Consider the following 24,569-nt stretch of genomic DNA (forward strand, 5'->3'; position numbering starts at 1 on the left):
GCTCTTGAAACGACAACGGTCGAGAAGAGAGCGAGGCGGTGATCTCAGGAGACACCGCCATGCATGGATACCGGAAGAGGGCGGATACCGCGACATGCAAACATGCCGTCGAGAGGCCCGCCCTCCCGGGATTATGCCGCCAGGTTGCGCAGCACGAACTGCAGGATGCCGCCGTTCTTGAAGTAGTCGAGCTCATCCAGTGTGTCGATGCGGCAGAGCAGCGGCACCTTGACGACCTTGCCGTCGGCGAAGGTGATCTCGGCCTCGATGGTGGCGCGCGGCTTGATCGTCTCGATACCCTCGATCGTCACCGTCTCGTCGCCCTTCAGGCCCAGCGTCTGCCAGGAGGTGCCTTCGGCGAAGGTGAAGGGCACCACGCCCATGCCGACCAGGTTGGAGCGGTGGATACGCTCGAAGCTCTGGGCGATCACGGCGCGCACGCCGAGCAGCTTGGTGCCCTTGGCCGCCCAGTCACGCGAGGAACCGGTGCCGTATTCCTTGCCGGCGAACACGACCAGGGGCACGCCCTCGGCCTTGTAACGCATGGCCACGTCATAGATCGGGGCTTCCACGCCATCGGGATAATGGATGGACAGGCCGCCTTCGATGCCCGGCAGCATCTGGTTCTTGATGCGGATATTGGCGAAGGTACCGCGCATCATCACCTGATGGTTGCCGCGGCGGGTGCCGTACTGGTTGAAGTCCACCGGGCGGACCTGATGGTCGCGCAGATATTCGCCCGCCGGGCTCGCCGCCTTGATCGAACCGGCCGGGGAGATGTGGTCGGTGGTGATCGAGTCGAGGAAGAGGCCAAGGACGCGGGCCTTGTGCACGTCGGTGGGCGGCACCGGCGTCTTGGTCATACCGTCGAAATAGGGTGGGTTCTGCACATAGGTCGAACGCTCGTCCCAGGCATAGGTCTGCCCGGCCGGGGCCGAGATCTTCTGCCAGTTCTCGTCGCCCTTGAAGACGTCCGCATATTTGGACTTGAACATCGCCTGGGTGACGAATTCGTCGATCACCGCCTGAATCTCGGCACCATCGGGCCAGATGTCGGCGAGGAAGACGGGCTTGCCGTCGCTGCCGGTGCCGAGCGGCTCCAGCGTGAGATCGACCTGCAGGGAGCCGGCCAGCGCATAGGCGACCACCAGCGGGGGCGAGGCCAAATAGTTGGCCTTGACGTCCGGATTGACGCGGCCCTCGAAGTTGCGGTTGCCCGAGAGCACCGCGGCGGCGACGATGTCACCCTTGTTGACGGCCTCCGAGATCGGCTCGGGCAGCGGGCCCGAATTGCCGATGCAGGTGGTGCAGCCGAAGCCCACCAGGTTGAAGCCGAGGGCATCGAGGTCCTTCTGCAGGCCGGACTGGCTGAGATAGGCTTCCACCACCTGCGATCCCGGGGCGAGCGAGGTCTTGACCCAGGGCTTGGACTTCAGGCCCTTGGCCGCCGCCTTGCGGGCGAGCAGGCCGGCCGCGACCAGCACGGAGGGATTGGAGGTGTTGGTGCAGGAGGTGATGGCAGCGATCGTCACCGCGCCGTGGCCGATGCCATAGTCGGTGCCGGCGACGGCCTGGGTCTTGCCGGCCTCGTCTGGCTTCTTGAACTCGCCTTCCAGCGCGGCGAGGAAGCCGGCCTTGGCATCGGAGAGCAGGACGCGGTCCTGCGGGCGCTTGGGACCGGCCAGCGAAGGCAGCACGGTGGCGAGATCGAGCTCGAGGATGTCGGTGAACACCGGATCGAAGCTCGCCGCGGTGCGGAACATGCCCTGTTCCTTGGAATAGGCCTCGACCAGCGCGATGCGGTCGGCATCACGGCCGGACTTGTCGAGATAGCGCAGCGTCTCGGCATCGACTGGGAAGAAGCCGCAGGTCGCGCCATATTCCGGCGCCATGTTGGCGATGGTGGCCTTGTCCTCCAGCGTCATGGCGTCGAGGCCCTGGCCGAAGAACTCCACGAACTTGCCGACCACGCCCTTCTTGCGCAGCATCTGGGTGACGGTGAGCACGAGGTCGGTGGCGGTGACGCCGGCCGGCAGCTTGCCGGTGAGGCGGAAGCCGATGACTTCGGGGATCAGCATCGAATTGGGCTGGCCGAGCATGGAGGCCTCTGCCTCGATGCCGCCGACGCCCCAGCCGAGCACGCCCAGGCCGTTGACCATGGTGGTGTGGCTGTCGGTGCCCACCAGCGTGTCGGGATAGGCGACGGTGACACCGTCCTCTTCCTTGGTCCACACCGTCTGAGCCAGATATTCCAGGTTGACCTGGTGGCAGATGCCGGTGCCCGGCGGCACCACGCGGAAATTGTCGAAGGCCGACTGGCCCCATTTCAGGAAGCGGTAGCGCTCCTGGTTCTGTTCATATTCGCGGGCGACATTGTTCTTGAAGGCGTCGTTGTTGCCGAAATAGTCGACGACGACGGAGTGGTCGATGACCAGGTCCACCGGCACCAGCGGGTTGATGCGGGTGGGATCGCCGCCCAGCGCCTTCATGGCGTCACGCATGGCGGCAAGGTCCACCACGGCCGGCACGCCGGTGAAGTCCTGCATCAGCACGCGGGCGGGGCGGAAGGCGATCTCGCGCTCGGCCTTGCCGCGATTGGTGAGGAAGGCGGCGATGGCTTCGATGTCGCCCTTGGAAACGCTGCGGCCATCCTCGAAGCGCAGGAGGTTCTCGAGCAGGACCTTCATGGAGACCGGCAAGGCGGAAATGCCGGGAAGACCGTTCGCTTCCGCTGCCTTCAAGGAATAATAGGTATAGGTCTTCGAGCCCACCTGAAGTGTCTTGCGGGCTTTGAAGCTGTCGAGAGAGGCCATGGCAGGTTCCCTGAAAAAGGCCGGGGAGCGTCCCCAAGCCTATGATAGGTCAGCGGAATTCGCGCTCGCGAGGCGATTTGTGCGGCGCGGGATGGTGCGTTTATAGAAGGATTCCAGTCAGGCCGCTACTGCCTATTTGGCGACGTCTGCCATGCCCGGATCGCGGGGTCTGCCACCGGACGGGTAGGAGGCGGGAGCGGCAGAAAAATCGATCGGATTTTTACGCTTTGTTAAGGCTGCCGGCCGATTCCGGGGCAGAACACCGCGTTTCCTCTCTATTTCCGCGGTGTGACCATCGACACGGCACGCTCGCGCCGCAATCGGCATCTACTCCGCCAGCTTCAGCTTTCAGAACGCGGCCGAACGTTTGCTCTTGAGGATATCATGCAGCCCTTTGCCCCCTTGCTCGCCAAGCTTCGCACCGAGTTCCGGCATGCCTGGTTCCCGACCCTGCTGATCTGCTCGATGGTGATCCTGCATGACCTGGCCACCGGCATCCAGCATGGCGGCCTGGTGGTGGCGTTGCTGATCGCCGCCTTCATTCTCGCGCGCCCCGCCTTGCTGCGCCAGCGCTCGCCGCTGCAGAGCTGGCGCCACAGCCTGATCTATGCCGGCACCATCCTGGTTGCGACCCTGGTCTCCCTGGGCACGCTCGACTGGCTGAAGCTCTAGGAACGGAGGACGACGGTCGAAGCGTTGCCGTATTCACGGTCGTTACGACATTGTCCATGGCTCGGCGCCTTCAGGTGCCGCTCGCGCCAAAGCTCGCTTGCGCCATGTCGAGAAAGGCCGACAGGGCGCTCGAAACATAGCCATCCGCCCGGCGCACGAACAGCGTATCGACCTCGGATCGCCCGGGCGGGAGGTCATGGATGGCGATCCTGCCCTCCTGCCAGGTGCCAGCCACGACGCTTCTCGGCAACAAGGTGACGCCGACGCCGGCCGAGACACAGCTGATGATCGCTTCCAGCGAACCGAATTCCAGCGGCCTTGCGGTCACGATTCCTCTCTCGGCCAGCAAGGCTTCGAGCCGCTGGCGATAGGAGCAACCGATCTGGAACACGATCGTCTTCAGATCCGCGACCGCAGCCAGTTCGTCGATGCTGCGATGGTTGCGCGCGGTGACGAGGACGAGTTCTTCCCGGAAGACCACCTGCCAGCTCAGTTCCGGATGGCTGACAGGGCCGGCAACGAAGGCGCCTTCGAGGCGGCATGCCAGCACCTCGTCCACGAGCTTGCGCGTGGTGCCGGTGGCGAGGACGAGCCGGACGGCGGGGTAGGCCTTGGCAAACCGGCTGAGCAGGCCGGACAGCCGCAGGGCCGCCGTCGTTTCCAGGCTGCCGAGCGACAGGGCGCCACTCGGCACGCCCTCGTCCTGCGCGGCCATTCGCGCATCCGCGAGCAGCCTGGCGATGCGGCTGACAAAGGGCAGCACCCGCTGCCCCGCCGGCGTGGTGGAGACACCGCGCGCATGGCGCTGGAACAGGCTGACGCCAAGGTCCTGTTCGAGTGTACGGATGCGAGCCGTCACATTGGATTGGACGGTGTTCAGCTCCTGGGCGGCCCGGTTCATGCTGCCGAGCCGGGATACGGCCTCGAAAACCTTCAGATCGGATATGTCCATGCCGGTCGCATCCGCCACCAATTGGCTAATCTTAAAAAGAGATAACTCATATCTTTTATATTCGTTTTTATAGATTGATACAGGCTCGTATGGTCGTCAAGCGTGACAATCGAGGGTCGACGAATGGCCGGCACCACCATCTTGGACCGTGGCGGGAATTCCCGGGAGGGCAGCCTCAATCTGTGGAGGGCCATTCTGTCCGCCTTCTGTGCCAGCCTGATCGGCATCGGCCTTGCCCGCTTCGCCTACACGCCGCTGCTGCCCGCGATCGTCGATGCGCGCTGGTTCGAGGCCTCGACGGCCGCCTATCTCGGCGCCGCCAACCTGGCTGGCTATCTTGCCGGCGCCCTCATGGGCCGGCCGATGGCCGGGCGTTTCTCGACAGTGGCCACTCTCAGGGCCATGATGGCCCTGGCCACCCTCACCTTTTTCGCCTGCTCTTATCCGTTCGGCTTTGCCTGGTTCTTCGCCTGGCGCTTTGCCGCCGGGCTGGCGGGTGGCGTGCTGATGGTCCTGGCAGCTCCAACCGTCCTCACCCATATCGCACCGGCAAGACGGGGGCTTGCCGGCGGCGCCATCTTCATGGGGATCGGGGCGGGCATTGCCGCATCCGGCACGCTGGTGCCATTGCTCCTGCAGCAGGGACTGCGGCAAGCCTGGCTTGGCCTCGGTGCACTCTCGCTACTGCTGATGGCCACCGCCTGGAGCGGTTGGCCGCGCGGCGAGAATGCCATGGCCCGGCCCGCCGCGTCCGGCCATGCCCCGCGAACGGCAAGCCTGCGTGCCCTTTATGCCGAATACGCCCTCAATGCCGCCGGCTGGGTGCCGCACATGATCTTCCTGGTCGATTTCGTCGCGCGGGGATTGGGTGAAGGCGTCGAGGTCGGCGCTCTCTATTGGATCATCTTCGGCATCGGCGCCACCATCGGCCCTCTGCTGGCCGGTCACCTTGCCGATCGCATCGGCTTCGGCGCGGCCTTGCGCATGGCCTTCCTGCTCGAGGCCGTCGCGGTAGCGCTGCCTGCCGGTATGGCCGGGCAGGCATGGCTGATCGGCTCGAGCCTGATCGTGGGTGCCTTCGTCACCGGCACGGTGCCGCTGGTCATCGGCCGCATCCACGAACTCCTGCCGCACCACTCTGCCCAGCAAAAACGGGCCTGGAGCCTGGCGACGGTTTGGTTCGCCCTGTTCCAGGCCGGTGCCGCCTATGCCCTGTCCTTCCTCTTCGCCCAGAGCGGCGGCAATTACCGCCTGCTCTTCGTGATCGGCGCGGCCGCGATGATCCTCGCTTTGGCGATCGATCTCGTCGCCAACGGCATTGGCCGTCCTGGCAACGAAGGCAGGCAAGGCTGAGCGCCGTGGCATCGGGAACCGGCCGGGCACGGCCATATCCTTTCCCATCCGGAGCTTTACCTCCCACCGCTGCATGCCGATGATGCCCGCGAGGGGAATCGTACAGGGGGGAACTGGGTATGAGGAAGGTCGGATTCGCGACCCTCGTTGCGGCCGCCACCATGGTGGCCACGCCCGTGCTGGCTGAGCCGGTCCTGATCGAGAACGTCAAGGGCTATACCGTCCGCAACGGCGAGCTCGTCCGCTTCGACGCTCTGGTCTTCGGCGAAGACGGCAAAGTCATCGCCACCGGCACGCACAAGGAACTGGTCAAGGCCCATGCAGGTGCCGTCAAACGCGACGGCCGTGGCAAGGTGATGCTGCCAGGCCTGATCGATGCGCATGGCCATGTCGGCGGCCTCGGCGAAACGCTGACGACGATCGATCTGTCTTCGACCGCCAGTCTCAAGGCCGCCCTCAAGCAAGTGAGTGCCTATGCTGCGGCCAATCCCAAGGCGGCCTGGATTCGTGGCAGCGGCTGGAACCAGGTGATCTGGAAGCTCGGGCGCTTTCCGAACGCCGCCGAGCTCGACGCCGTGGTGAAGGACAGGCCGGTCTGGCTCGAGCGGGTCGACGGCCATGCCGGCTGGGCCAACTCGAAGACGCTCGCCTTGGCCGGCATCACCAGGGACACCAAGGATCCCGATGGCGGGCGCCTCGAACGCGATGCGCAGGGCAATCCCACCGGGGTACTGGTCGACAAGGCCATGGACCTCGTCGTCAAGATGCTGCCGGCCAAGACCGAGGCCGATCGCTCCGCCAATCTCACCGCCGCCCTCGCTCATATGGCCAGGCTTGGCCTGACAGGGGCGCATGACGCCGGCGTCGAGGCCGCCGACATCGATGTCTACAGAAAGTTCGCCGACGAGGGCCGCCTCACCGCTCGGATCTACGCCATGGTTGGCGGCGTCGGCGAGGATTTCAAGAAAGTCTCGGCTGGAGGCCCGCTGCTCGGCTATGGCCAGGACCGGTTGACGGTACGCAGTGTCAAGCTCTATGCCGACGGCGCGCTGGGCAGCCGCGGCGCTGCGCTGATCGAGCCCTATAGCGACGATCCCGGCAATCGCGGCCTGCTTTTCAAGAAACCCGAGGCGATGCAGGCCGATATCGAGACGGCACTGAAGGCCGGCTTCCAGGTCAATGTTCACGCCATCGGCGATGCCGGCAATCGCGAAGTGCTCGACGCCTTCGAGGGCGCTTTCGCCGAAGTGGGCGGGCGCGATCTGCGCAACCGCATCGAGCACGCCCAGGTGCTGGCGCTCACCGACCTGCCCCGCCTCGAGAGCCTCGGCCTCGTCGCCTCGATGCAACCCACCCACGCCACTTCCGACATGAACATGGCGGAAGACAGGGTCGGCCATGAGCGCATCCGCGGCGCCTATGCCTGGCGAACTGTGCTCAACCAGGGCACGGTGATTGCCGGCGGTTCGGACTTTCCGGTGGAATCGGCCAATCCGTTCTTCGGCCTGCACGCGGCTATCAACCGCACCGATCACGAAGGCAAGCCCGTCGCCGGCTGGCATGCCGAGCAGGCGATGACGCGGGTTGAAGCGTTCCGCGCCTTCACCCTGGATGCCGCCTACGCCGCACACCAGGAGAAGAGCCTCGGCAGCCTCGAACCGGGCAAATGGGCCGATTTCATCCTGGTCGACCAGGACATCTTTGCCGTCGATCCCCAGTTGATCTGGAAGACCAAAGTCGCGGAGACCTGGGTCGGCGGCAGGCGTGTGTTTCCTGCCGGAAGATGAGGGACGAAATCGGGGCCCCGTCGGGCAGGAACGCTGCTTTCGGCTCAGGCCCTCAGGCCTGGCCGACGCTGCCATAGACCATGCGGCCCTGCTGGAAGGTGGCCGTACGCGCAGGCATGCGGGCCACCGCCTCGGCCGAGCAACTGGCGGGAACCAGGGTGAAACCCGCCTCGTCGCCGGCCTTCGGCCAGGCGCGCTTGCCGCTGTCGTCCAGCGGCAGCACGCCGCCGGTAGCGATCGACAAGGCGCGCGAGAGGTGGAACTCGTCCGAGCCGTCATAGAGCTGGGCGTAGAGATTGGCCTTTTCCAGCATGTCGCCGCTGCCGAAGGGCGACCAATGATCGATCACGCTGTCCGTGCCGGTCATCACGAAAACGCCCTTCTCGCTGAGTTGCGGCAGCGGCATCACAAAGCTGCCGATCGGCACCGTCGAGGCGATGGCGATACCCTGCGCGGCAAAGCGGGTGGCGAGTTCGGACAATGCCTGTGGCGAGAGCGTGCTAAGCGCGAAGGCGTGGCTGATGGTAACCTTGCCCTTGAGCGCTGCGTTCTTCTCCACCGTATCGACCATGTAGTTGATCGCCGCCACGCCGGCCGGGCTGGTCTCATGCAGGTGAATGTCGACACCCTTGCCGGCATCGAGAGCGATCTGGAACATGGCGTCGAGGGATTTTTCCATGGTGCCATCGACATTGGTCGGGTCGAGCCCACCGACATAGGCGGCACCCATGGTCATCGCCTCGCGCAACAGCCCCTCGACCCCGGAGTGCAACAGGCCGTGCTGGGGGAAGGCGACGATCTCGCAGGAGAAATCTCCTCGGTGGTTCTCCAGCGCCCGCTGCACATGCTCCAGGGCCTTCAAGCCGCTGATCGGGTCGATGTTGCAATGGCCACGCGCCACCGTGCTGCCCTTGGACTGCAACAGGGCGATCAGCCCCTCGGCACGCTGCTGCGCGACGGGCAACAGCGTGGGCAGTAATTTCTGCTCCCGCGCGATCATGTCCATGATGGTCTTGCCTTGGCGCGGGCGCGGCGCCTGCCAGGGGCCGCCATAGAAAGTCTTGTCGAGATGGATGTGCATGTCGCGCATCGCCGGCAGCAGGAGCTGGCCATGCGCCCCGTAACGGGGCAGGCCGTCGGCCAGCCCGGCGTTGGCCGCAAGCAGGGCTGCGATCTTGCCGTCCTTGATCTCCAGCGTGTAGAGCGCGGTGCGGGTGCCGATCACCGTCTCGCCGTCATACTCGAAGCCTTCTTCGAGCCGCACGTCGCGGAGATAATAATGGCGATCTCGCAGCGTGGTGGCACCGGCTTCGCCGCCTGGGCGGCCGGTGCCGGCCATCGCAGCCACGGCGCTGGCACCGGCCATGCCCCTGACTGCCGAGGCGGCGCTGCGGTTTCCGCTGTGGCTGAGAACCGCCCTGAGGCTTGGCTGCTGGTGGTTTTCCACGGTGGTTTCCTGCCTTCGATCGGTTGTCTGGGCTCCCAATTTACGGGAGAGCCAATCTCGATGGCAGCGAGATTTGCCAATGCTGACCATTCGATTTAGCAATGATGGAGGCTCTCCACGAAGCGCAAATGAATAGCCAATCTTCATGCAGAAGGGAGCGGCGATTTCCGCACCCTAGGCCTCCAGCCCGCAGAAGGTGATCAGCCGCTCTGCCAGGGTGACGACGGCATCGACAGCACCGTCGCGGAAATACAGCGCCAGCTCGAAATCGGTCACCGGCTGCAATCCCTCGGCCTCCCCCAATATGCGATGGCTGGGCAGCCGGCAGCCGGCAGGCAGCAGGGTGATGCCGAGGCCGGCGGCCGACGCCGCCATGAGCGCTCCGAGGCTGGCACTGCTGTAGCCGACCCGCCAGCGTCGGCCGAGATCATCGAGGGCCTGGCACAGTTCCTCGCGATAGAGCCCATTGGGCGGGAACACCGCCAGCGGCACCGGCGCCTGCTCGATGGCCGGATGGGCCAGGCTGTCCAGCCATAGCAGGGGTTCGGGCCGGGCAGCACGTGGCGGCTGGCTGCGGCGCTGCTTGACCAGGATGAGGTCGAGTTCCTCGCGGCCATAGGCGGCATGCAGATCCGCGCTCAGGCCGCTGGTGACATCGAGCCGCAGATGCGGGTGCTCCCGGCTGAAGACAGCGAGCAGGTCGGCGGTGGGCACAGTATAATCCTCGGGCATGCCCAGCCGCAGTACGCCGTCGCGCCACAGGCCCGTCAGGGCATCATGCGCCTCCTCGTTGAGGGCGATGATGCGCCGGGCATAGCCCAGCAGCTTCACCCCCTCCTCGGTGAGCTGCACCTGATGCGAGGAACGTTCGAACAGCGGTTTGCCGAGCATCTCCTCCAGCCGACGGATCTGCTGGCTGACGGTGGACTGCGACAGGGATACGCGCTCCGCGGCACGGGTAAAGCTCATGGTGTCGCATACCGACACGAAGCTGTTCAGCAGCTGCGGATTGAACATCGGATAGCGATTCATGCGCCCACCGCCGGCACCCCTCGGTTCGATCGCCCGACAATAGACCACAGTGGGCTCGATTGCTTGGAACGAAGATGTGCAAAAGAAAACGGCGCGGTCGAGCCGCGCCGTTTCATCAAACTCGATGGAGGGTGCCTCAGTCCTTGCGGCGCAGACGCACGATCACGTCGACGCGCGCAACTTCATAGCCTGCCGGCACCTGCGGCATCTCGGCCATGTTGACCTCGCCGGGGATGTCGAGCACCTCATTGTCGCCTTCGACGAAATAATGATGGTGCTCGTGCACATTGGTGTCGAAATAGGTCTTCGACCCGTCCACGGCGAATTCGCGCAGCAGACCGACTTCGGTGAACTGGTGCAGCGTGTTGTAGACGGTGGCGAGCGAGACCGGCACACGGGCCTTGGAGGCCTCGTCATGCAGCATCTCGGCGGTGATGTGCCGATCGCCCTTCTGGAACAGCAGCCAGCCCAGCGCCAGGCGCTGGCGGGTGGGCCTCAAGCCGACGTCGCGCAGCATCGAACGCACGTCATGGAACGGGCAGCCCGTGCGCTGGTGGTCGCGGGAGGGAAGCTCGCGCGAGGGCGATGCATCCGGCGTGGCCGCCTTGGCGGAACGATCGAAGTGAATGACTGTGGTCGCTGACATGATGCGGTTCTACAACTTTTCTCGGCGACATTCTAGGGCAAGTGATGCCGCAGACGCAATCATCATAATGGCTGATGCCAACTAGCCCCTGGAAAAATGGCGCTTTTTGGCGATCATCCGCGCTTCAGGGCGGTCAGCACCTTCAACCCAGGGTGGCCGGTGACCGGCAGGCCGAGCCGGCGCTGCACGTCGCGGATGGCCTGGATGGTCTTGTTGCCGATCGAGCCGTCGGGCGTGCCGATATCATAGCCCTTGCGGGCCAGCAGGGCCTGCAATTCCTTGCGCTGCGCCCGCGACAGGCCAGGGTCGTCGGTCGGCCAGGGCGTCGCGAAGGGGCTGCCGCCCCGGATGCGGTCCGACAGATGGGCGATCGCCAGGGCATAAGACTCGGCAGCATTGTAGGAATAGATCGCATCGAAATTGCGGAAGACCACGAAGGCCGGCCCTTGCGGCCCGGCCGGCAACAGGATCGCAGCCCGGGCATTGCCGCCCTGCAGCGGCGCACCATCGATGCGTGTCACGCCCATCGCGGCCCAGGAACCGAGCGGGCGCTTCTTGGTGCGGCCGGCTAGCCCCGCCTTGAAGCCGGGCGGCAGGCGCACCTCATAGCCCCAGCGCGTGCCGGAGGTCCAGCCGGAACGGGCCAGGTAGTTGGCGGTGGAGGCGAGCGCATCAGGCACGGAATCGACCACGTCGCGGCGACCATCGCCGTCACCATCCACGGCCAGGCGCAGGAAGGTCGAGGGCATGAACTGGGTGTTGCCGAAGGCGCCGGCCCAGGAACCGACGAGATGATCGGGATTGACGTCGCCGCGCTGGATGATCTTCAGCGTGGCGATGAGCTCACCCTGGAAATAGCCCTGCCGGCGGCCCGCATAGCAGGAAAGCGTGGCCAGCGACTGCACCAGCGGGCGCGTGCCCTTGCTCTCGCCATAATTGGACTCGACGCCCCAGACCGCGACCACTACCGCCGGGTCGACGCCGTAGCGCCGCTGCACGCCCGAGAGCACCGAGCCATATCTGGACAGCATCTGCTTGCCGTCGGCCACGCGTTGCGCGTCGACCAGCGAGGCCATGTAGTCCCAGATCGGTGTCTTGAACTCGGGCTGCTTGTTCATCGCGTCGATCACGGTCATGTCCGGCTGCAGGCCGCTGAACTGCCGGTTGATAACCGATGACGACACTCCCGCCGCGCCGGCGCGCGCGCCGATGGCGGAAAGGCACTGTTGGAAGGAGGCGGCCGACGCCGGCAAAGCGGAGAGGGCGAGCAGCGCAAGGGCGGACACGACTGTCTTTTTCATGGCCATGATCATGATTCATCAAGGTAAATGAAAGATGGCCAAACCGGCCGAAATGGGGTGGGTTCGGATTAATTACGCGCAATGATTGCGTGGACGTGACGGGAGATCACGCAAATGCCTTCGCCCCTCTCGGGGGCGGGGAGCTCACCTGTTCGCACCAGGCACCCAGAGCACGTCGCCGCTGGCCTTGTGGTTGAGGTAGCGGCTGGCCACGAACAGATGGTCGGAGAGGCGGTTGACATAGGCCAGCGCCTCGGCGGAGACCAGTTCGCCCACCGATTGCGACAGCGCCACCATCACGCGTTCTGCTCGCCTGCTGACGGTACGCGCCATGTGCAAATGGCTGGCGCAGGGCGTGCCGCCCGGCAGCACGAAACTCTTCAGCGGCGCGAGGTCGGCATTCATGGCGTCTATTTCCTGCTCCAGCCGGTCGACCTGGGCCTGTACGATGCGCAACGGCGTCCAGGTGATTTCCTTCTCGCCGCCCTCGGGCGTGCACAGATCGGCGCCGAGATCGAACAGATCGTTCTGGATGCGGGCGAGCATGGCGTCGACATCGGCGTCCTCGCGGGCGCTGTGCTGGCGGGCAAGGCCGATCACGGCATTCGCCTCGTCGACCGTGCCATAGGCCTCGACCCTCAGATCGGCCTTGGAACGGCGCTCGCCGGTGCCGAGCCCGGTGGAACCGTCGTCGCCGGTACGGGTGTAGATCTTGTTGAGACGAACCATTGCGCTTGCCCGAGTTTGTTTGGCTTTCAGGGATCATTGTCATTGCCGGAGCAGCGACGCAATCCAGGGGCCGGGAAGCGGAGAGGCTGAAATGCCTCTAGTGGCCCGGCCAGGAGAGCATCCGGCCGGGCCTTGTGCCGGCACCACGTTATCCCCAACAGGCACCGGACGGGCGGACCCTAGGGGCCGGATGTAACTCAAAGGTAAACGCAGGAAGGTTTATGGCACCCATGGCGCGATGCCATTGACCGGGATAGGCCATGCGGCGGCTCACCAAGCCGCCGCGAGCCCCTCATGGGATCACTGGCTCAGGGCACCGCCGAGAAGGGCACCAAGCGCAAACGCTGCCACGGGGTACCACATGCCGTCACGGTGGCGACGATAGCCCGGCCGGTAATCGCGATAGCCGCGATAGCCGTGGTAATAGCCGGCACCATCCGGCCGGCGATTTGGTCCCCATCCCCTGGGATAGCGGTCGGGTCCGCGGTGCTGTCCACCCCAGGTGCCGGGGCGATGTTCTCTCCAGTCTCGCTGGTGTTGTTGGCGCGGAAAGAAATTTTGCGCTTGAGCGCTCGCCAATGGAGCAGCAATCACCAATGAAGCTAAGGCAATCTTGAAAAAATTCGACATGAATCGTTCCTCGGTTAATAAGAGAACCAAGGTTACGTTGCGAAATGTGAATGCAAGATGAAGCCTATATTCAAGATATCGTGGGTCTTGAAAAACGTTCTTCACTTATTTGTGAGCGAAATAGATCGCCGCCATGATGATGATGATCGCCACGGCTTGCAGCAGGACGCGCATCTGCATCAGCCGCTGGGAGCGCCAGCCATCGCCACCCTTGAGCATGTTGTGCAGGCCCATGCCGAGCACGATGGCGACCGCCAGAATGGCGAAGGGCACGAGAATATAGAAGAACTTGGCCATCCCGCGGTTCTATGCCTTCGCTTAGCCGGCGTCGAGGCCGATATGGCATCCGGTCGAAAAAGTCGCGACCACCGGTGGGGCGGCGCCCTTCCACCGCCGGCGCGGGCAATGCTATGACAAATGCGATCATCCGCTCGAATACCGCGCCGCGGCCCCCTTCGTTCGATGACGTCGTTTTCATCGCAGAGGGAGAGAGCGGTGCCCGAGTCAGCCGGCAAGATCGTGCATGTGGTGTGCTGCGGCGCCTCTTCCTTCGATTCGATCTTCCAGCTCGATAGCCTGCCGAGCGGTCCCGGCAAGGTCCTGCCCAGCCGGGTAACCGAGGTGGCCCATGGCATGGCCGCCAGCGCCGCCGCCGCGATCGCCAAGCTGGGCGGGCGCAGCGCCCTGCTCTCGCGCGTCGGCGACGATGCCATCGGTGAGCGCATCGTCGCCGACCTGACGGCAGCGGGCATCGACTGTCGCTTCATCCGCCGGGCCCGGGGCGCACGCTCGCCGATCTCGACCGTGCTGGTCGACCGCCATGGCGAGAGGCTGGTGGTGCCCTATTACGATCCGGCGCTCGGCCAGGATCCGTCCTGGCTGCCGCTCGAACTGGTCGCCCGTGCCGACGCCGCGCTCGTCGACATACGCTGGCCCGAGGGTGCAGCCGCCGTGCTGAAGGCGGCGCGCGCGGCCGGCCGCCCCGCCGTGCTCGATGCCGATACCGGCCCGGCCGGCGTGACAATGGAACTTGCCGCGCTGGCGAGCCATGTCGTCTTCTCCGAACCGGCGGCGCTGGCGCTGAGCGGCACCTCCAGCCCAGGCGAGGCGCTGCGTGTGTTGGCCGGTCGTTTCGCTGGTTTCCTCGCCGTCACGGCCGGGCCGGAGGGCTGCTTCTGGCTCGACCGTGAAACAGGCCGGATCGAGCAACTGCGCCCGCCCGCGGTCGAGGCTGTCGACACGCTGGCGGCGGGCGACGTCTTCCATGGTGCCTTTACCCTCGCCATCGCCGAAGGGGCATCCATCCCGCAGGCCATCGCCTTCGCCAATGTCGCCGCCGCCCTCAAATGCCGCAGCTTCGGCGGTCGGCTGGGCACACCCGACCGGGCCGAGGTAGAGGCGATGCTGTCTAGAGCAGAACGCGTTCAGGCGTGAACGCCCATTTGCTCTAACTCTTTGTTCCGACGCGTCTTTGCGATTCGAGGGGACTCCGTCAAATCGCAAAACACTATAGTTTGGAAAGAACAGGTCTGGAGGAAAAATGACAAATGTTGCCGAATTGCGGGCTCGCCTCGCCGAAACGCCGATCCTGCCGGTGATGGCGATCAAGGATCCAGACGAGGGTCTAAGCGATATCGACGGCCTGGTGGCAGCGGGAGCCCCCGTGATCGAGATCCTCTTCCGCACGCCCGAGGCGCCGGCGGTGCTGAAGGCTGCCAAGGCGCGCCATCCCCGCTGCCTGTTCGGCGCCGGCACCATGCTGCTGGCGAGCCATGTGCGCCAGGCCCTCGACGCCGGCGCGGACTTCACGGTCAGCCCCGGCCTCACGCCCGCGCTGCAGGCGCTGGTCGCCGCCAGCGGTCTGCCCCATATCCCCGGCGTGCAGACGGCCTCGGAGACGATGCAGGCCTGCGAATATGGCTATGCGCTGATGAAATACTACCCTTCGGAGGCCTCCAACGGCCCCGCAGTGCTGGCGGATTACGCCAACATCTTCGAAGGCGTCGGCTTCGTCACCACGGGCGGCATCGAGACGACGCTGCTGCCGGCCTATGGCGCAGTGCGCAACATCGTCGCTGTCGGCGGCTCCTGGATGCTGCCCTCGCGCCACACGCCCGGCTCGCCCTGTCTGCAGCATCAGGCCGCCATCTTCAAGGCGGCGCGGGGATGAGGGCAAGCAGATTCCCGTGTGCGCGGATGTCTCGTGCGTGCACACGGGAAGGCCACTCTGCCTATCTCACTTCGGCGGCGTGCCGACCTCGAACTTGAAGTATTTCTTGGCCATCGGCTCGAATTCGCCATTCTTGTAGATGGCGCGGATGGCGTCGTCGAAAGCGGCCTTCAGCTTGGTGTCGTCCTTGCGCATGCCGCCGCCGATGCCGGTGTCGAAGCTCGGATCCTTGGGGAAATCCTTGACCTCGCAGCAGGCCCCGTCCGAGCTGGTCAGAAAACCCTGCATGCCCACGGCATCGCCGATGATCAGGTCGATGCGCCCGGCCGCCAGGTCCGAATTGGCGGTATCCTGCTGGCTGTAAACCTTCAGCGTCGCCTCCGGATGAGCCTTCTCGATATAGGCGGCATGGATGGTGCTCACCTGCGCGCCGATGCTCTTGCCGGCGAGGCCACCGGAGCCGAAGTCGAACTTGTCGTCCTTGTTGCCGATGAATACGGACGGCGTGTTGTAGATCGGAAGGGTGAAAGCGATCTGCTTCTGACGCTCCGGCGTGATCGACATCGAGCCCCAGATCACGTCGATCTTGCCCGATTTCAGCGCCGGCATCATGCCATCCCAGGCCATCGGCGTGATCACGCAGTCAAGCTTGGCGGTCTTGCACACGGCCTTGGCGTAGTCGAGCGCAAAGCCTTCCCACTCGCCCGAGGCATTCTTGTAGGCGATCGGCGGATAGGGTTCGGCGGCGATGCCGACCTTCACCTGATCGGCCTGGGCCGCAGCTGTGGCGGCGATCATGGCCGCGCCGGCGAGCAGCATCGTCAGTTTCTTGGTCTTCATGGCAGGTTCCTCTCTGGTTTTTGCCGAATGCATTCGAGGCATCCGGGTGGTTTGATGTCGGATGGCACGCCCAAAAGCCTTCTCCCCTTGAGGGAGAAGGTGGCATTGCGAAGCAATGACGGATGAGGGGTGTCGGCGCTGCTCGGAAAAGATTGCGTTTCTCCCCTCATCCGCCCCTTCGGGGCACCTTCTCCCTCAAGGAGAGAAGGCAGTCTCGTTCTTCCCGGCCTCCTCACAGCCTATTGCCGCGCCGCCACCTCATCGAAGGTCTCTTCCAGGACTTCCATGAGGAGATCGGCGTCGGCCTTGGCGAAGATCATCGGCGGGCGCAGCTTGAGGACGTTGTCATGCGGCCCCTCGGTGCCCATCAGCACACCACGCCGGCGCGCGCCGTTGTTGACGGCCCGGGCGAATTCGGTGGCCGGCGCCTTGGTCTTGCGGTCGGTGACGAGCTCGATGCCGAGGAAGAGCCCCTGCCCGCGCACGTCGCCGATGATCTCGTGCCGCTCCTGCAGCTTGCGGAAGCGCGCCAGGAGATAGTCGCCCATGGCGAGGGCATTGGCGCGCAGGCCGTCACGCTCGATCACGTCGAGCACGGCAAGGCCGACGGCGCAGGAGACCGGATTGCCGCCGAAGGTGTTGAAATATTCCATGCCGTTGTTGAAGGAAGCGGCAACCTCCCTGGTGGTCACCACCGCGGCCATCGGATGGCCGTTGCCGATCGGCTTGCCCATGGTGACGATGTCGGGCACCACGTTCTGCAGCTCGAAGGCCCACCAATGGCTGCCGACGCGCCCGAAGCCGACCTGCACCTCGTCGGCGACGCACAGACCCCCGGCCGCGCGCACCATGGCGTAGACTTCCTTCAGATAGCCTTCCGGCAGGAAGACCTGGCCGGCGACGCTGGGGATGGATTCGGCCATGAACAGGCCGGGCGCCCGGCCCTGCCGTTTCATTTCGGCGATCTCGTCGGCCACCCTCTCAGCATAGCGGCTGGCGATCTCCGCCACCGGCCAATCCACCGGGGCGCGATAGCTGTCGGGGATGGCGGCCTCGAAGACATGCGCCTTGCGGCCCTCGCCGCCCTTGCGCTTGTACTTGTACGGACTGAGGTCGATCAGGGCCTGTGTCGTGCCGTGATAGGCCCAGTCCAGCACGATCGCCTCGTCCCGGCCGGTATGGGTGCGGGCCATGCGCAGCATCAGGCTGTTGGCCTCGCTGCCGGTGCAGGCAAAACTTGCCACCGTCAGATCGTCGGGCAGCGTGGCGGTGAGCCTTTCGGCATACTCGACGATATTGTCGTGCAGATAGCGCGTATTGGTATTGAGGATGCCCGCCTGGCGCGCCAGCGCCTCCACGACATCAGGATGGGCGTGGCCGAGATGGCAGACATTGTTGAAGCAATCGAGATAGGCCCGGCCGCGATCGTCGATCAGCCAGACGCCCTCGCCGCGCACGAACTTGATCGGCTCCTGGTAGGAGATCGAGAGGTTGGGCAGCAGCCCGCGCTTGCGCTCGGCCACGATCGCCTCACGGCTGCGGCCGGTCTGGTGGAAGGTCTCGGGCGGCACGCCGGCGAAATCGGCCGGATCGGGGAAGAGCTCAGCCCAGACGGGCAGATAGGGGGCTTCGCCGACACCGAGTATCTCCGTGGCCGTAAGGCCGGTCGCGGTTGACAGCTGCAGGTGCAGATGCGGCGCCCAGCCGCCATTCTCGGCCGGCGCACCCATTTCGCCGACGAGATCGCCGGCCTCCAGGCGGTCGCCCGGCTTGAGGCGCCCGACGGCCTCATGCGCCAGATGCCCCCAGAGGCTGACGAAGGGCGGGCAGCCCTCCGGGGCGTGTTCGAGCTTGATCAGGCAGCCATAGCCGAGCGCCTCGGTCTCGATCACCACTTCCTTCACGCTCGCCGCCAAAGGCGTGAACAATTTGGTACCGGCCGGCAGGAACAGGTCGAGGCCGAGATGACGCGTGCGCCGCGTGCCCGCCACCAGGCGGGATTCGAACATCGGGCTGGTATAGACGGTGCGCTCCTCGCCCCAGGGACCGATGCCGAGATCGATGCCCTCCCGCGCGCAATGTTCATCCCACCAGGCCGTCGCCTTTTCCGGCTCCTCGGCCGCGGAGGCCACGGTCATCGGATTGGCCGGATCGCCATAGGGCACCAGCCCCTTGCGCATGCGAGCCGGATGCTGCGACAGCACGGAGTGCAAGCCCTTGGCCTCGGCCCGGATCCAGCCGATCGCAGCCCGGGAACCGGGCGCGGCGTCGAAACCGCAGGCCTGGCGCAGGATCGCGATGGCGAAGACGGGATTGATGGCATCGAGCCGCTGCAGCAACGCCCAGGCCGGCGCTTCGCTGACGGAGAGATAGGGATTGTCTGCGATCTTGTCGTGGCGCTGAGCTGACATCGTCACGCTGATCACCAGGCGCATGGCGATCAGGTCGAAGAGAACGTCGATCTCCTGTTCCTGCAGCGGATAGGCGCCATGGAAACCGGCGACGATGGCGGCGGCGGCCCCGATCGGATCGTCGAGATCGAGGATCGAATAGGCACAGGCGACGGCGACTTCCGCGATCAGCAACGAATGCAGAGCATCGCCGAAATCGATCAGCCCGGCGACGCGGCCCGAGCCGTCGGCATCGACGAGCACGTTCCAGTCATTGGCGTCGTTGTGGATGACGGCAGCGCGCAGCCCGGGCAGGCGCGGCGCCACCTTCGCATCGAAACGGTCGAGGAAGCGGGTCAGCAGGGCTCGCTTTTCCGGATCGGTGACGAAGCCGAGGCGCTGGCGCGCCTCTCCGGCCGTGCGGATATCCCATTCGAAGCTGCGGAGCGCGCCAGGATGGATGAAACCCTGCATGGCGCGGTCGAGGTCGCCGAGCACGCGACCGAGATCGCCGAGGGTTTCGAGCGTGCGCTCGGCCTTGGCCAGCGGCTCGCCGAGCTGCCATTCGACCATGCGCGCCCGGAAAGGCCCACCTTGCGCCTCGACCACGGCGAGCGCCTGGCCGTCCCTGGCGCGCCTGAGCCGCGGTACTGAAAGACCGGGCGCATGCTGGGCGAGATGGTCGAGCAGGGCGGTCTGGAAGTCGCTCTGCTCCTGCGGCTCGCTGGCATTGACGATCTTGAGCACGAAGCCCGATTCGCCGTGCGCGATGATGCGGAAATTCTGGTCGCGCTCGCTGGCGAGGGGGCTGATGCCGCCTTCGACGCCAAAGAAATCCCGCGCAATCGCTTGCGCCTCGGCTGGAGACAGGGAGGGTGCGGGATGGGTCAGATCGGTCATGGAACAAGCTTTTCGGCGAGGCTACGATAGCGCCAAGCTTCACCCGGACCGTGCGCCGGGGCATCCGTTTATCGGCCGGTCCGGCCGGACGTTTGCCGGCTTTGACCGGCAATTCGTCGGCGGCTAAGAAGGGCGGCGATGAAGGACCTCGACGACAAAGACCGCGCCATTCTCAGCATCCTGACGCGCGATGCCAAGATTCCGCTGAAAACTCTGGCGGGCCGCATCGGATTGTCGCGCAGCGCCACCAGCGAGCGCGTGCTGATGCTGGAAAAAGCCGGCATCATCCGCGGCTACCGCGCCGATATCGGCACGCTGGAAGACGGCGCGGTCGGCGCCTTCCTGATGATCAATCTGGTGCGCACGCCCGCGCCCCGCGTGCTGGACCAGCTTGCCGCCTATCCCGAAGTGCGGCGGGTCTCCTCGATCGGCGGCCAGCTCGACCTCGTGGTCGAGGTCGAGGCCCCCTCGATCGGCCGCCTCAATACCATCCGCGACAGCGTCGCCCTGCTCGAGGATGTCGACGACCTCACCACCGCCATCGTGCTGCGGCGGGATATCGACAGGATGGGGTGACGGCGTTTTCGAGAAGGCACGGGCATCATCACTTTCAGCTCGGCGTATCCGTATCGTCCCAAAGCGTGCCGGGCGGGTTGTGGAAGCCGGTCAGCCAGTTGAGGGCGAAATGGCGCTCCATCACCACGCCGCCGTCGAGGCCCACCGGCTCGGTGCCATTCTGCCGAGCCTGCCTGACAATCCAGTGCTGGCGCCAGGCAAGATCGAGGGCATCGAGAATCTCGGCAGCCGGCCGCAGGCTGACACGTGCGGGCAGGTCCTTGTCCTGGGCGCTCTTCAGCATGGCCAAAGTAAGGGTTCCGGCGTCAACGATCCTGTCCGCCGGCCCGGGTTCGATGCCGTCGATCGAAAGCGCCCAAGCCAGAATATTGACTGCCTCGTAACGCCAGCCCATGGCAACGGTGGTCTGGCTGTCCGGCGCTTCGGCCAGCATGAAAGCCTGCTCTCTGGGGGTCAGCGCGGCAATGCCGGCCGGATTGCGCTCGCGCAATTTCGTCAGGAGGCTGCCGTCTCCCTTGCCCATCGACTCGCCCTGAGTCGCCACGCAGATCAGGCCGAGCGCCCGAGCCAGCACCTCGCCCGCCGGCCGCAGCTCGACTTCCCCGATGCCGAGCGACGGGGGCATGCTGGCCAGCGGCTTCGGAGTGAAACCTTCCAGCGCTGCAAGCGTGCGCGTCCGCCGCTCCAAGGCGTCCGGCGGATAGGGCAAGGCGGCGGCGGTATCCGTGCTGCCGTCCGCGGTGATCAAGGCATTCATGTCGGCATCGCGCACCGAACCGTCCGGAAAGAACAGCACGGCATTGGCCCGGCGTGCCCAGGCCCCCATCGCCGGCAAATCCTCGTCGGCGACGGTAAAGCTCGCCTGGTTGCGCACGCGCTGGATGTGGCGCCACAGATGATAACGCTGCGCGGTCATCCGGCCATCACCCCGGCCCATGACATAGCCGGCAAAGCCTTCGAGATGCCCCGCCATCTCGGGATCCGACAGATCGCGCCGGTTGATCAGCCGGTGCGGGAAGTCGAGCGGCAGCACTTCCCGCAAGGTGGCATAGGCGTTGACGAGCCAGGATTCATCGTCCCCCTCCACCTCGCCCCTTTGCGCTTCGACGGCAGGCTTTGCCGCGCCCCGCCCGAAAATCCGCGAAAGAATGCCCAATGCCGCCTCCCCCTGCACAGGCCGCCGTGGCCCGCCTCATACCGCTACGGCAGCAGGACTATGGGCCGAGGTCAAGCTGGATCAGGCGGCAGTACTGTGTGGAGGTTTCCGGGGATACAGGCGCGCATGGATTATCCGGGGCAGGCTTATCGCCATCAAGAGCCGAGCTGGCGGCGGCGCCGGGCGCACGGGCATCCTGCCCGTTCTTCCATTATCCCCAATGCGCCGCTTCCAAGAAGGGGCAGGATGCCCGTGCGCCCCTCCCCTACTCCTCGTCCTCCTGGCTCTCCTCCTCGCCGTTCCGCACGTCGCGGCTGTAGACCAGGATCTCGCGCTTGCCGGCGTGGTTGGCCGGGCCGACGATGCCTTCCTTTTCCATGCGCTCCACAAGCGAGGCGGCGCGGTTGTAGCCGATCTGCAGGCGGCGCTGGATGTAGGAAGTCGAGCACTTCTTGTCGCGCATCACCACCTTGAGCGCCTGGTCGTAGAGGTCGCCGCCGTCTTCGGAGCCCATCGCGGTCTTGTCGAACACCGCACCGTCGGCGGCCTCGTCGTCGCCGCCCTCGTCCTCGTCGGCGGTGATGGCGTCGAGATAGTCGGGCCGGCCCTGGGCCTTGAGATGGGTGACCACCTTCTCCACCTCCTCGTCGGAGACGAAGGGCCCATGCACGCGCGAGATGCGCCCGCCGCCGGCCATGTGCAGCATGTCGCCCTGGCCGAGGAGCTGCTCGGCGCCCTGCTCGCCCAGGATGGTGCGGCTGTCGATCTTGGTGGTGAGCTGGAAGGAGATGCGGGTGGGGAAGTTGGCCTTGATCGTGCCGGTGATGACGTCGACCGAGGGACGTTGCGTCGCCATGATCAGATGGATGCCGGCGGCGCGCGCCATCTGGGCCAGGCGCTGGATCGGCCCTTCGACGTTCTTGCCTTCCTGGATCATCAGGTCGGCCATTTCGTCGACGATGATGACGATGTAGGGCACCGGCGAGAGGTCCATCTCCTCCTGCTCGTAGAGGGCCTGGCCGGTTTCCTTGTCGAAGCCGGTCTGCACGGTGCGCAACACCGTCTCGCCCTTGGCCATCGCCTCGGCGGCACGCTGGTTGTAGCCGTCGATATTGCGCACGCCGAGCTTGGCCATCTTCTTGTAGCGCTCTTCCATCTCGCGCACGGCCCATTTGAGCGCGAGCACCACCTTCTTCATGTCGGTGACGACGGGCGCCAGCAGATGCGGGATGCCGTCATAGATGGAGAGCTCGAGCATTTTGGGGTCGACCATGATCATGCGGCACTCCTCCGGCTTCAGCCGGTAGAGCAGCGACAGGATCATGGTGTTGATGGCGACCGACTTGCCCGAGCCGGTGGTGCCGGCGACGAGCAGATGCGGCATCTTCTCGAGCTGGGCCATCACCGGCTCGCCGCCGATGGTCTTGCCCAGGGCGAGCGCCAGCTTGAACTTCGACTTCTCGAAATCCTCCGAGGCCAGAAGCTCGCGGAAATACACCATTTCGCGCTTGGAATTGGGCAGCTCGATGCCGATGACGTTACGGCCGGGCACCACGGCGACGCGGGCCGACAGCGCCGACATCGAGCGGGCGATGTCGTCGGCAAGGCCGATGACGCGCGCAGCCTTGATGCCGGCAGCAGGCTCCAGTTCATAGAGCGTCACCACCGGGCCGGGGCGGACATTGATGATCTCGCCGCGCACGCCGAAATCCTCCAGCACCCCTTCGAGCAGGCGGGCATTCTGTTCCAGCGCCTCCTGGGAGACGCCGACACCGCTCTGCTTGCGGGGTTCCGCCAGCAGCGAAAGCGGCGGCAGCTCGTAGCGATGCTCGAAGGGGAAGTCCGGCTCGCTCTCGCGCTGGAGACGCTTGCCCGGCTTCGGCGCCGCGCTCGGCTGGGCCACCCGTGTCGTCGTGATGGCGGGCTCGACCCGGCGCGCAGCCTCCTCGGCGCTGATCAGCGGCCGGCGCGGCGGCGGCATCGGCGGCAGCTCGTCCTCGTCGTCATAAGGCTGATAGCCCGGCTGGCTGCCGGAATATTGATCGATCGCCTCGGGCAGTCGATCGTCCAGTTCCTGGCCGTCGAGTGACACGGCCTCATGCGGACGCCGGGCATCTGCGCGCGGAGCGGTGCGCGGCGTGAAGGCCGGCTCGCGGCGGGCCGGCCCGGGCTCGGCCTGCGCCGAGACGGGGCGAGCGATGAGGTGGGCGGCCGCCTTGACGCGGGCGAAGAGATCGGAAATGCCGCCGGGCCGGTACATCGGCGGCTCGCGACCGTCGCGCTCATAGCGCTGGCGTTCGATCCGGCTCGGCGTGACCTTGACGCGCTTGCGGAACAGCGCGCTCTTGGCCATCAGCCCCCAATGCATCAGGGCGCCGAGCACGGCGGAACGCTCGTCCTCCTCATCCTCCTCCTCGCTCATCCGGCGCGGCTGGCCGCGGATGCGCATCGGCATTTCCGGTGCCGGGCGCTCCTCCTCGCGATATTGGAAGAAGAAGCCGGAGGCGATGGCCAGGGTGAAAAAGGCACCGAAACCAAGTGCCAGCGTCAGCACGGCCTGGCCGATCACCGACTTGCCGGCGAAGAACAGCGGCGTGAACAGATAGAAGACCCAGTCGCCGACCGCGCCACCCAGGCCCGTGGGCAGCGGCCAATGCGCGGTGACCGGCAAGCCCGACAGGCAGCCAGCCGCCAGGAGAACGCCCACGACGAGGCAGATCAGGCGCATGCGCTGCGAATCGAAGGCCTTGTGGGCGAGCAGGCGCCAGCCCAGGAAGGCGAGCGGCGCCAGCAGCGAAATCGAGGCGATGCCGAACATCTGGGTGAGGAAATCGGCGGTGACGGCACCGGAAAAGCCGAGCCAGTTGCGGATCGGCAGGGCGCCGCCGACATGGTTGTAGCTGGCATCCTGCACCGACCAGGTCGCCAGCGCGATGGCGGCCAGGCCCGTGAAGCCGATCAGCGCCATGCCGAGCAATTCGTTCAGCCTGCGCGTCAGCATGCTCTTCAGTTCGTCGGGAAGAGCGTAGCTTTGTGCAAAGCCGCGTCGCATGGTCCGCATTGCCGTAAACCTCAAAGTTGCAAGGTGCGGCAATCCGGATCGGATCGAGACGTCCTTTCGGAAATCTGACGGGAACGCAACACCAATAGCTCAGGCTCACGCTAGGCAAGGCGG

The 24,569-nt window shown here is 65.6% G+C and carries 19 protein-coding genes; 6 read left to right on the forward strand and 13 right to left on the reverse strand.

Features of this window, described 5'->3' with window-relative positions; all coding sequences use genetic code 11:
* Positions 1 to 131 precede the first annotated feature (131 nt).
* Positions 132 to 2,813, reverse strand: a complete 2,682-nt coding sequence (gene acnA, locus QM672_RS26080; RefSeq protein ID WP_311935775.1) for an aconitate hydratase AcnA — start codon at positions 2,811 to 2,813, stop codon at positions 132 to 134.
* Between the two features lie 384 nt (positions 2,814 to 3,197).
* On the opposite strand from acnA, the gene QM672_RS26085 reads away from it, so the two are divergent.
* A complete protein-coding gene (locus QM672_RS26085; protein ID WP_311935771.1) occupies positions 3,198 to 3,485 on the forward strand; it encodes a hypothetical protein in 288 nt (95 codons plus the stop codon).
* A 70-nt stretch (positions 3,486 to 3,555) separates the two neighbouring features.
* Here QM672_RS26085 and QM672_RS26090 read toward each other — a convergent pair whose 3' ends face one another.
* Positions 3,556 to 4,437: a LysR family transcriptional regulator gene (locus QM672_RS26090; RefSeq protein WP_415086096.1), complete on the reverse strand. Its 882-nt coding sequence runs from the start codon at positions 4,435 to 4,437 to the stop codon at positions 3,556 to 3,558.
* A 123-nt stretch (positions 4,438 to 4,560) separates the two neighbouring features.
* On the opposite strand from QM672_RS26090, the gene QM672_RS26095 reads away from it, so the two are divergent.
* Both QM672_RS26095 and QM672_RS26100 read left to right on the forward strand, forming a co-directional pair.
* Positions 4,561 to 5,790, forward strand: a complete 1,230-nt coding sequence (locus tag QM672_RS26095; protein ID WP_415086098.1) for a YbfB/YjiJ family MFS transporter — start codon at positions 4,561 to 4,563, stop codon at positions 5,788 to 5,790.
* A 119-nt stretch (positions 5,791 to 5,909) separates the two neighbouring features.
* Positions 5,910 to 7,577, forward strand: a complete 1,668-nt coding sequence (locus QM672_RS26100) for an amidohydrolase (protein WP_415086100.1) — start codon at positions 5,910 to 5,912, stop codon at positions 7,575 to 7,577.
* Between the two features lie 52 nt (positions 7,578 to 7,629).
* On the opposite strand, the gene QM672_RS26105 is transcribed toward QM672_RS26100, so the two are convergent.
* The 7 genes from QM672_RS26105 to QM672_RS26135 form a co-directional block, all read right to left on the reverse strand.
* Positions 7,630 to 9,024 carry an amidohydrolase family protein gene (locus QM672_RS26105; RefSeq protein ID WP_415086102.1) on the reverse strand — a complete coding sequence of 465 codons (1,395 nt, stop codon included), beginning with the start codon at positions 9,022 to 9,024 and terminating at the stop codon, positions 7,630 to 7,632.
* Between the two features lie 174 nt (positions 9,025 to 9,198).
* The gene (locus tag QM672_RS26110) at positions 9,199 to 10,056 is read right to left on the reverse strand and encodes a LysR family transcriptional regulator (RefSeq protein ID WP_367625962.1); all 858 of its coding nucleotides are present in this window, start codon (positions 10,054 to 10,056) and stop codon (positions 9,199 to 9,201) included.
* 136 nt (positions 10,057 to 10,192) lie between these two features.
* Positions 10,193 to 10,702 (reverse strand): iron response transcriptional regulator IrrA, encoded by a 510-nt coding sequence (irrA, locus tag QM672_RS26115; RefSeq protein WP_311935754.1) that lies wholly within the window; start codon positions 10,700 to 10,702, stop codon positions 10,193 to 10,195.
* Positions 10,703 to 10,815: 113 nt separating this feature from the next.
* Positions 10,816 to 12,009, reverse strand: coding sequence for a lytic murein transglycosylase (locus tag QM672_RS26120; protein WP_415086105.1), 1,194 nt, complete (start codon positions 12,007 to 12,009; stop codon positions 10,816 to 10,818).
* Between the two features lie 138 nt (positions 12,010 to 12,147).
* Entirely contained in the window at positions 12,148 to 12,732 is a 585-nt protein-coding gene (locus tag QM672_RS26125; RefSeq protein WP_311935749.1) for a cob(I)yrinic acid a,c-diamide adenosyltransferase, read from the reverse strand.
* A gap of 300 nt (positions 12,733 to 13,032) precedes the next feature.
* Positions 13,033 to 13,362: a hypothetical protein gene (locus tag QM672_RS26130; protein WP_376717660.1), complete on the reverse strand. Its 330-nt coding sequence runs from the start codon at positions 13,360 to 13,362 to the stop codon at positions 13,033 to 13,035.
* A 105-nt stretch (positions 13,363 to 13,467) separates the two neighbouring features.
* The gene (locus tag QM672_RS26135) at positions 13,468 to 13,659 is read right to left on the reverse strand and encodes a twin transmembrane helix small protein (protein ID WP_068298234.1); all 192 of its coding nucleotides are present in this window, start codon (positions 13,657 to 13,659) and stop codon (positions 13,468 to 13,470) included.
* 198 nt (positions 13,660 to 13,857) lie between these two features.
* On the opposite strand from QM672_RS26135, the gene QM672_RS26140 reads away from it, so the two are divergent.
* Both QM672_RS26140 and eda read left to right on the forward strand, forming a co-directional pair.
* Positions 13,858 to 14,796, forward strand: coding sequence for a PfkB family carbohydrate kinase (locus QM672_RS26140; protein WP_415086107.1), 939 nt, complete (start codon positions 13,858 to 13,860; stop codon positions 14,794 to 14,796).
* 106 nt (positions 14,797 to 14,902) lie between these two features.
* Positions 14,903 to 15,532: a bifunctional 4-hydroxy-2-oxoglutarate aldolase/2-dehydro-3-deoxy-phosphogluconate aldolase gene (gene eda / locus QM672_RS26145; RefSeq protein WP_415086109.1), complete on the forward strand. Its 630-nt coding sequence runs from the start codon at positions 14,903 to 14,905 to the stop codon at positions 15,530 to 15,532.
* 66 nt (positions 15,533 to 15,598) lie between these two features.
* On the opposite strand, the gene QM672_RS26150 is transcribed toward eda, so the two are convergent.
* Together QM672_RS26150 and QM672_RS26155 are read right to left on the reverse strand one after the other, a co-directional pair.
* A complete protein-coding gene (locus QM672_RS26150) occupies positions 15,599 to 16,372 on the reverse strand; it encodes a transporter substrate-binding domain-containing protein (protein WP_415086111.1) in 774 nt (257 codons plus the stop codon).
* 239 nt (positions 16,373 to 16,611) lie between these two features.
* Positions 16,612 to 19,662 carry an aminotransferase class III-fold pyridoxal phosphate-dependent enzyme gene (locus QM672_RS26155; RefSeq protein WP_415086113.1) on the reverse strand — a complete coding sequence of 1,017 codons (3,051 nt, stop codon included), beginning with the start codon at positions 19,660 to 19,662 and terminating at the stop codon, positions 16,612 to 16,614.
* A gap of 138 nt (positions 19,663 to 19,800) precedes the next feature.
* Here QM672_RS26155 and QM672_RS26160 point away from each other — a divergent pair, with 138 nt between their 5' ends.
* Complete coding sequence (locus QM672_RS26160) at positions 19,801 to 20,238, forward strand: Lrp/AsnC family transcriptional regulator (RefSeq protein ID WP_415086115.1); 438 nt, start codon at positions 19,801 to 19,803, stop codon at positions 20,236 to 20,238.
* Between the two features lie 34 nt (positions 20,239 to 20,272).
* On the opposite strand, the gene QM672_RS26165 is transcribed toward QM672_RS26160, so the two are convergent.
* Together QM672_RS26165 and QM672_RS26170 are read right to left on the reverse strand one after the other, a co-directional pair.
* Complete coding sequence (locus QM672_RS26165; RefSeq protein WP_415086117.1) at positions 20,273 to 21,394, reverse strand: DUF4272 domain-containing protein; 1,122 nt, start codon at positions 21,392 to 21,394, stop codon at positions 20,273 to 20,275.
* Between the two features lie 265 nt (positions 21,395 to 21,659).
* Positions 21,660 to 24,455 (reverse strand): DNA translocase FtsK, encoded by a 2,796-nt coding sequence (locus QM672_RS26170; protein WP_415086119.1) that lies wholly within the window; start codon positions 24,453 to 24,455, stop codon positions 21,660 to 21,662.
* Positions 24,456 to 24,569: the final 114 nt, after the last annotated feature.

Origin of the sequence: Labrys sp. (in: a-proteobacteria) (assembly GCF_047605565.1) — a bacterium.
Taxonomy (GTDB): domain Bacteria; phylum Pseudomonadota; class Alphaproteobacteria; order Rhizobiales; family Labraceae; genus Labrys; species Labrys neptuniae.